This window comes from uncultured Methanobrevibacter sp. (assembly GCF_900316895.1).
In the GTDB taxonomy this organism is placed as follows: Archaea; Methanobacteriota; Methanobacteria; order Methanobacteriales; family Methanobacteriaceae; genus Methanocatella.
Genome location: NZ_ONER01000039.1, coordinates 1 through 4095 on the forward strand (window position 1 = coordinate 1; position 4095 = coordinate 4095).

3 protein-coding genes are annotated in these 4095 nt (G+C 39.0%); all 3 read right to left on the reverse strand.

The window, feature by feature from the left end:
- A partial coding sequence (locus QZN27_RS05540) for a heavy metal translocating P-type ATPase (RefSeq protein ID WP_296784731.1) occupies positions 1-2058 on the reverse strand: 2058 nt, incomplete at its 3' end.
- An 82-nt stretch (positions 2059-2140) separates the two neighbouring features.
- Positions 2141-2932, reverse strand: coding sequence for a nitroreductase family protein (locus tag QZN27_RS05545; RefSeq protein WP_296784734.1), 792 nt, complete (start codon positions 2930-2932; stop codon positions 2141-2143).
- Positions 2929-4095, reverse strand: a 1167-nt coding sequence (locus QZN27_RS05550; protein ID WP_296784737.1) for an amidohydrolase family protein, incomplete at its 5' end; no start/stop codon positions are given. The genes QZN27_RS05550 and QZN27_RS05545, both read right to left, overlap by 4 nt.

Genomic DNA, 4095 nt, shown 5'->3' on the forward strand with positions numbered 1-4095 from the left:
AAGAACACCGGCTTCAACGTTATCAATTCCGACTTCACGGGCAACATTGAGTGCTGTAGCCTCATTGTCTCCGGTAAGCATATAGGTTTCAACACCCATATTATGCAACTCATCGATTGCCCTTTTTGAATTGGCCTTGATCTTATCGGATAGGCTTAATATGCCCTTTACGGATTTGTTCTCTGCAATCAGGATAATGGTTTTGCTTAATGCTTCAAGTTCATGATATTTGTCAATAATTTCACTATCCACGTCCACATCATAAGATTGCATTAAAGCCAAATTACCTGCAAGAACCTCACTGCCATTCAACTCGGCTTTTAGTCCTTTACCAGTAATGTTTTCAAATTCAGTTGTCTGGTTAAGTTCCAAACCCAATTCCTTTGACTTGTTTACGATAGCTTTTGCAATAGGATGGGTTGAATTTTGCTCGACGCTTGCCGCAAGCCTGATTAATTCCTCATCAGCAATGCCATACGGAATAATGTCATCGACTTCAGGCTTTCCTTCGGTTATTGTACCTGTCTTGTCAAAAGCGGCCACATCGATTTGGCCTGCATTTTCCAAAGTATCCCCATTCTTGATAAGGATTCCATACTCTGCAGCCCTTCCCACACCTACAGTGACGGCAGTCGGAGTTGCAAGACCCAATGCACAGGGACAGGCAACGACCAATATTGAAATCAGACATGTCAATGAGAATAGCAATGTTCCCCCAAGTACAAAATACCATATCAGGAATACAACGATTGCAATAGTCAAAATAACTGGAATGAAATAGCTGACAATTGTATTTGCGAATTTCTGAACCGGAGGCCTTGAAGACTGCGCCTTTTCAACCAAACGGATAATGTTAGACAAAACGGTTTCCTTTCCGATTTTCTTGGCTTTAATCTGTAAAATCCCATCCTGATTGATTGTTCCGGCAAATACCTCTTCACCATCCTTTTTGACTTTAGGAATCGGTTCACCGTTAATCATTGATTCGTCAACATAGGACTCGCCGCCAACTACATCACCATCTACAGGAATCTTTTCACCAGGTTTTACCAAAAGCAAATCATCAATTACAATATCTGCAATGGATACTTCCTTTTGAGATATGATTTCCCCGTTTTCATCAACTTCTATGGCAGTTGCAACGGTAGGCTGAAGACCTATCAATTCCCTTATTGAATCGGAAGTCCGTTTTTTGGCTCTTGCCTCAAGATATCTTCCAATCATTAAAAAGGAAGGAAGCATGACCGCTGAGTCATAAAACATGAAGGTATGATCCAATACGATTCCAAAGGTTCCGAAAATGCTTGAAATGTATGCAACCAAAATACCCATGGAATACATTACATCCATATTCAGGTTCTTATGCATCAAACCGTTGATTCCGGCCTTTAAAATTGGTAATGACACATATAAAAATGGTGCGATACTTACAATCAATGACAGCAATCCCATTGAGGAGATGTTCAAACCGGTTGAATGGTTGATTGAGTGAACGATGCCCATCAGCGGATCCCATCCACTGAACATTAAAATCATTAAGATGACTGAGAAAAATAGACCTACAATTATCCTATTACGCTTTTCCTTTAAATCCTGCTGATAAATTGCCTCTTCATCAATTTCTGTCTGGCCTTCAACGCCCAAAAGTTCAAAGCCCAGAGAAGTGATTACCTCTTCAATTTCATCCAGAGTCACTTTTGATGAATCATATCTAATTTTAGCGTTTTGTGCAGTCAAATCTGCCTTGACATCAAAAATTCCATCCAATCTTATCAGGAAATTCTCGACGTTCATTGTACAGGAAGCGCAATGCATGCCCTGAATCCTAATGGTCATTTCATCTGTATGAAGCTCAAAGCCGAGGTTTTTGACCAGCCTTTCCATTTCCTCATAGGAAATCTTCTTGGTATCCACTGTAATGTGGAGCTTATTTGCTGCAAGGTCGGCATCAACCTCTTCTACACCTTCAATTTTTCCAAAAGTCTTGTTAACGCTTAAAACACAGGAAGCACAGTGCATTCCTTCTATCGGCAAATCCATATGCTTATGCTTTACCATGCTATCACAACCATCTTGATTATAAGACTATTTTTATTTTTGATATTTAATAAAGTTTAGGTTAAACTAAATTCATCAGGAGTTACATATAATTAACTTTAATTTCCTTGTGAGGAATTGTCCGCCTGAATCTCTTTTTAGGATATCCAATTATGAAAGCTGAATACATGTGTTTATTTTTATCAATATTTGGGAAAAATTCCATCAGCTTTTCATGATCAATCTCATCCGCCTTCAATATAAATAGTGAATAGAATCCTCCAAGCCCTAATGAATATGCCAGCAATTCCATACGGGTATTTGCTATTACCGCACTTGTCTTGTCGGATGAAAATGTTAAAATCAACTGATGACCTGACCACAGGAGCGGATGATATTGTTTAGTCGAATTGTCCCTCAAATATTCTCCAAATTCCTTGATTCTGAAAAATTCTTCCTCTTCAACCCTGATTATATCATAGACATGCTTCATGAAGTCATTTAATTTTTTATCCAAAACGACAAATTCGACATCCTGCTGGTTTTGTGCGGAAGGTGAATAATACGCCCCTTCAATCAGCTTATTGAAAGTATCCTTATCTATTTTTTTCTTTTTAAACCAGCGCATAGACCTTCTTTGCTTTAGAAAATCCAATAAATCATCATAATCAACTGGAATCTCATTTGGATTATATTCAGCAATCCTGTTTTCACGGCCCTTGAATATCTTAAGGGTTATCGCCTTTGTAGGGCATATCGCCATGCAGTGCCCACATTCAAAGCAGTTGCTGCCGGTTTCATAAGCCACTTCATCAATTTCAATATTGTCCCTAATGCAAACAGATTTGCATTGCCCACATGCAATGCATTCCTCAGCATCAATCATTAATTTCATTTTACCACAAATCCATCCTGGATAACTTTTAGAATGTTGTCATTATTGCTTAAAACGCTTACGTCATCCAGTGGATATGAGTTGACCAAAATCAAATCTGCAGTATAGTTTTCCTTAACCAAACCCAAATTGTCAAAGCCTAAAAATTCAGCCGCATTGACTGTTCCTGCAGCAATTGCCTCATCGGCAGACATTCCAATGTCGGTTAAATGAGTCAACTCTTCCAGGTTGTGTCCATGAGGAATTACACCACTGTCTGTACCCATAAGAATGTTAACGCCCTCCTCATAGGCAACTGATATGTTTTCCTTGTGAACCTTGACTATTTCCTTTAGTTTGGCTGTTTTTTCGGCTGCATAGCTGTCCCATGCAGGAAAGCCGTTTTTGGCTAAAAACTGATGAACCAATAATGTCGCAACAAGACTGACATTCTTTTCTGCCATCTTTTGAGAGGTTTTCCTGTCAATGAATGTTCCATGTTCAATTGATGAAAAACCTGCATCAATACAATTATTCATACCTTTTAAACTATGACAATGGGCTGATACTTTCATGTTTGTTGCTTTGGCCTCATTAACGATTGTTTTCAGTTCCTTTTTATTGAATTGAGCGAATTCCGGTGAAGTGTTTGTTGTCAATACTCCGCCACTTGCCATAACTTTAATGAAATCCGCACCAGCTCTTCTAACTTCACGAGTCTTTTTCAGGACTTCCTCTACACCATCACATCTTCCCTTTGGAAAGCCAGGATAAATAATCTCCATATCCCAACCGGAAGGAAGTAACAAGTCAAAGTGTCCCCCGGTCATTACCAAAGGAGTTATTGACAGGTGAATCTTTGGAGCGGTGAACAGTTTCCTTTGCTGTGCCAATTTAAAACTTAAATCGGCAGATCCGCAATCCCTAATTGTTGTAACACCTGCATTGATTGTCTGCAATGAGTGAGGCACTGCATTGTAGAAATGAAGACCCAATGGATTTGCCATGTTTTCCTCTTTGTGAAAACCCTTTGCAAAAATATGGGTGTGACAGTCAATAAACCCTGAAAGCAAATAATTGTCCTCACCATCAATGACATTATCAGCTTTGATTTTGCCAGAGGTAACCTCTTTAATAACATTTCCTTCAATCAAAACGTTTTGGTTGGTTTTTACTTCCTCAAA